The 4259-nt window shown below is 56.6% G+C and carries 3 protein-coding genes; 1 reads left to right on the top strand and 2 read right to left on the bottom strand.

Annotation, left to right across the window (positions count from 1 at the left end; all coding sequences use genetic code 11):
* Window positions 1–108: 108 nt before the first annotated feature.
* The gene (locus CRO87_RS22145) at window positions 109–2151 is read right to left on the bottom strand and encodes an AsmA family protein (RefSeq protein WP_097165043.1); all 2043 of its coding nucleotides are present in this window, start codon (window positions 2149–2151) and stop codon (window positions 109–111) included.
* Window positions 2152–2218: 67 nt separating this feature from the next.
* Complete coding sequence (gene pdeH, locus CRO87_RS22150; protein ID WP_097165044.1) at window positions 2219–2992, bottom strand: cyclic-guanylate-specific phosphodiesterase; 774 nt, start codon at window positions 2990–2992, stop codon at window positions 2219–2221.
* Window positions 2993–3226: 234 nt separating this feature from the next.
* Between pdeH and CRO87_RS22155 the strand changes: the two genes are divergently transcribed.
* Window positions 3227–4156 (top strand): sugar kinase, encoded by a 930-nt coding sequence (locus tag CRO87_RS22155; protein WP_217992680.1) that lies wholly within the window; start codon window positions 3227–3229, stop codon window positions 4154–4156.
* Window positions 4157–4259: the final 103 nt, after the last annotated feature.

A 4259-nucleotide genomic window follows, 5' to 3' on the forward strand; every position in this document is an offset into this window, starting at 1 on the left:
AAAACCTACTCCATTCGGTTCCCTCTCCCTCAGGAGAGCGCGAAAATCAAAAACCTACTCCATTCGGTTCCCTCTCCCTTTGGGAGAGGGTTAGGGAGAGGGAAACCACTACTTCCGCATCTGCGACAAAATCACATGGCATTGATTGGCATCGCCCTCGGACGGTGAAATCAGCGCTAACAGAGCCGCAGCCGGGGTCACCAGCGTCGCCAGTGCCGCTGCCACCGCGCCACGCACAATCAGCGGGCCAGGCTTCACGCCGTAATCAGGGTTCTTGAACGTGCCGCGCACATAGAGCGGTGAGCGCAGCGTGATGATGCGAATCCCCTTACTTTCCGGATCGATGGTCAGGTCCATCTGCTCTGAGGCAAAGCTCGCGTTGCCGGTGACGTTAATCAGCGCGTTTTGAGTGTCGAACGCCAGAATTTGCGGGCGAGCCACGCCGTTGCGGATATTCACGTTTGCCGCCGCGCAGTTCACACGCACTTCATCGTCGCCAAATATCTGCCCGATGATAAAATTGCCGACGTTAAGGCCGAGGATCTCCATCAGGTTGCGGCTGACCACTCCGTCGTTCATCAGCAGCTTCAGGTTACCGTCGCTCGAGCCTAAAAGCGCCGCCACGGAATTACCCGTGCCGCGTAGCTGCGCGTCGCCGTTCATTTCACCAATGGTTTTCTGCATCAGTTCGACATTCGGCATCAGCTCTTTAAGCCGCAGCCGCCGGGCCTGAATATCGGCCTCGCCCTGCATCGGCTTTTTATTGCCCGCAAGGTGGATGTTGGCGTTAATGGTGCCGTTCGCCATACCAAACTTCAGCGGCTGCAGGCGTAAATCGCCGCGTTCGAGGATGACGTGAGTGGAGAGATTACTGAGCGGCAGGGTACCACCGTGCTCAATACGCCCGCCCTTGAAGCGCACGTCTGCATCCATCGCGTCCCATTTATCCGTTTCGAAGCGATCGTAGGGCAGCACCTTCCCGGCAGGCTGAATATCCTTTTTCACCTCTTTCGATTTGGTGCCTTTACCCGAATCGACACCAATCAACGGGCCTAAATCCGCCAGCCGCAGCTGCTTCGATTCCATGTCGCCTTCCAGTTTCGGCCTGGGTTTGATCATGCTGTACTTCAGCGTGCCGTGGATGTCGCTGTCGCCAATGCGGCCATTGAAGTTGCGGTAATCAAACACCGAGCCTTTTTCCGTATCGATTTTTGCCACCAGATGACCGTCCGTTTCGAACGGCGGCGTGTCCGGCAGCACAATGCCGGTGAGATCGTACAGCTGGCCGAGCGAGTCCCCGGAGAATTTGAGACGCAAATCCACGCCGGCCATTTTCATCGGATCGTTCACCGTGCCGCTGAATGCCACTCGAGTATTGCCGGAGCGGAAATCCGCCTGCACAGGGAACGGTGTGCCTTCGCTTTTCAGCGCCAGCATTCCGCCGATTTTACCGGTACCGGTGAGCGGCTGACCATTGTAGCGGCCTTCGGCCTTCAGCCCGAACACGTAATCTCCCGGCTTCGGCCCGTCGCTTTTGCCCTTGTCACCGGTGACTTCACTGAACGCCAGCGGCTTGCCGAGCGGATCGACAAAGATCTCAATATCCGCCCGGGTCACCTTGTCATCGACCTTGATCCGCCCGCGATCGAAGAGAATGTTATCCAGCCGGAACGACCATGCAGACGGCTGCGCGTCTTTTGGGTTATCGCTGGAGGAAGCCAGGCTGAAGGTCCAGTTGTTGGTTTTTTCCGACAACCGAATAATGCGGGCATCTGGCTGAACCAGTTTAATCCACGGCAGATAGACGGTTTTGGTCAACAGCGCCAGCGGAGCCAGGGTGGCTTCAACGCGCGGCAGGTGCACCATGGTTATCTCAGGAATATCAGGGGGATTGCCAAGAATGATGTCGTCGGCATGAACATGCGGCCAGGGCACCCAGCTACGCCAGCCGCTCTCGCCAGGCTGACGCTCCCAGACCACGCCTAAATCACCACGAATGGCAAAGGGCCGGTTCAGTTCCGCCGTCACCTTTCGGTTGATGGTTGGCTTCAGACGATTCCAGTCAAAGGTCGCAATGATTATCCAGAGTACGACGATAAGCAGAACTATCGTCGCCAGAATGATGGTTAGGGCTTTTCTGGTTTTGGTCATGCCGTAAACGCTCCTGTTTTGCCTCACCTTTCATGACTATAGTTGAGGCTGACAGAAAGGCGGCAGATCAGGCCAGGTTGAGCATCACTTCGTCGAGGGTTGCCATCGGAACAGGGCGCGAGAGGAAATAGCCTTGCGCCGCATGAGCAGGGGATTTCTGCACGTCGCGCCACTCTTCGAGTGTCTCCACGCCTTCCACAATCACGCCATGACAATAGCGATTCATGAGCTGGATCAGCAGCTCAAACAGATTGCGGCCTTCCGGGGTTTTACGCAGCATGATGAACAGGTCGCGGGCCACTTTAATGTAGTCATAACGTACTTCGCTGAGCGCCGAGAAATTGGCCATGCCGGTACCGAAGTCGTCCAGCCAGAGCGGGCCGAACTCGCACAGCGAGGCAAAAGAGGAATCCTGCGGCAGACGAATGTGCTCTACCAACTCAAAGCGCAGCCAGGGAATTGTTTCAATCAGCGTCATCAGCGACGAGTCCTGACGCATCGCCAGCAGCGTTGGTCCATCGACGTTTACGGACGCGAGGATCCCGTTGCCGGTAAAGAAATCACGTTTGGCCGTCAGCACCGCCAGCTGCTCTTTGATCACGTCGATGCGCTGGCGCACTGCCACTTCCGCAAAGTAGCGGTCCGGGGCAATACGCTGCCCGGGATGTTCCGGGTGTGTGACCACGGTCAGCACTTCGACGGCCATCAGGGAACCATCAGTTTTGTAGATGGGCTGGTAAGTATAAGCACGCTCACACTCCAGCCAATAGCGCCGCTCCTGGAGGCCTTCAATGCCTGCATCGGGAATGCTTAGCCGCTGGATAACCTGCTTTAACTTCATCTCAGCTGTCCTGTAAATAAGGGAATCTGTCGGAACTCGTCATTGGGTTATCGGCGCTAAAAGTGAGAACTTTATGTTCAGCTTTTGCCATTTTGTGTTTCAGTACGGCACACAGCGGTGGAGAACCCGCGCGAGTTCAAAAAAATAATGGAACGTTGTTTTAATATGGTTGACCCCTCACCGACCTCAGCGCAAACTACCGCTAATATTTCGATTTCGATAAGGCTGAAGAACATGTCTAAAAAAATTGCCGTCATTGGCGAATGCATGATTGAGCTGTCAGAGAAGGGCTCGCTGGTGAACCGTGGTTTTGGCGGCGATACCCTGAACACCTCCGTCTATATTGCCCGCCAGGTCGCGCAGTCTGACCTGCAGGTGAGTTACATCACCGCGCTCGGCACCGACAGCTTCAGCCAGCAGATGCTGGAAGCATGGCAGGGCGAAAGCGTGGACACGCGTCTAATTCAGCGCATGGCTGACCGCATGCCGGGCCTCTACTACATCGAAACCGACGACACCGGCGAGCGCACGTTCTACTACTGGCGTAACGAAGCGGCGGCGAAATTCTGGCTGGAGAGCGAGCAGTCCGCCGCCATTTGTGAAGAACTGGCGACCTTTGACTATCTCTATCTGAGCGGCATCAGCCTGGCTATTCTGAGCCCGGCCAGCCGCGAGAAGCTCTTCTCCCTGCTGCACGAATGCCGCGCCAACGGCGGGAAAGTCATTTTCGATAATAACTATCGCCCGCGCCTGTGGGCGAGCCGCGAAGAAACCCGGCAGGTTTATCAGCAAATGCTGGAATGCACCGATATCGCCTTCCTGACTCTCGATGATGAAGACGCGCTGTGGGGTGAGATACCTGTCGATGAAGTGATTGCCCGCACACACAAGGCTGGCGTGAGCGAAGTTGTGGTTAAGCGTGGCGCGGAGTCTTGTCTGGTGTCACTGGCGGGTGAAAGCGTGGTGGAAGTGCCCGCGGTGAAGCTGCCGAAAGAGAAAGTGGTGGATACCACGGCGGCAGGCGACTCCTTCAGCGCAGGCTATCTTGCCGTGCGCCTGACCGGCGGAGATGCCGAAGCGGCAGCCAAACGCGGGCATCTAACCGCCAGCACCGTGATTCAGTATCGCGGGGCGATCATTCCTCGTGAGGCAATGCCCGCTTGATCAACAGTTGCATGGTCTGATGCCCTCTCCCTAACCCTCTCCCAAAGGGAGAGGGAACCGACCGGAGCCGCTTTTGAATTTCTCCCTCTCCATGAGGGAGAGG

The organism is Enterobacter sp. CC120223-11, from assembly GCF_900215375.1.
Classification (GTDB): domain Bacteria; phylum Pseudomonadota; class Gammaproteobacteria; order Enterobacterales; family Enterobacteriaceae; genus Scandinavium.

Bases quoted from the DNA above. Each gene is read 5' to 3' on its own strand.
- CRO87_RS22145 (WP_097165043.1), bottom strand. From the start codon at position 2,151: ATGACCAAAACCAGAAAAGCCCTAACCATCATTCTGGCGACGATAGTT.
- pdeH (WP_097165044.1), bottom strand. From the start codon at position 2,992: ATGAAGTTAAAGCAGGTTATCCAGCGGCTAAGCATTCCCGATGCAGGC.
- CRO87_RS22155 (WP_217992680.1), top strand. From the start codon at position 3,227: ATGTCTAAAAAAATTGCCGTCATTGGCGAATGCATGATTGAGCTGTCA.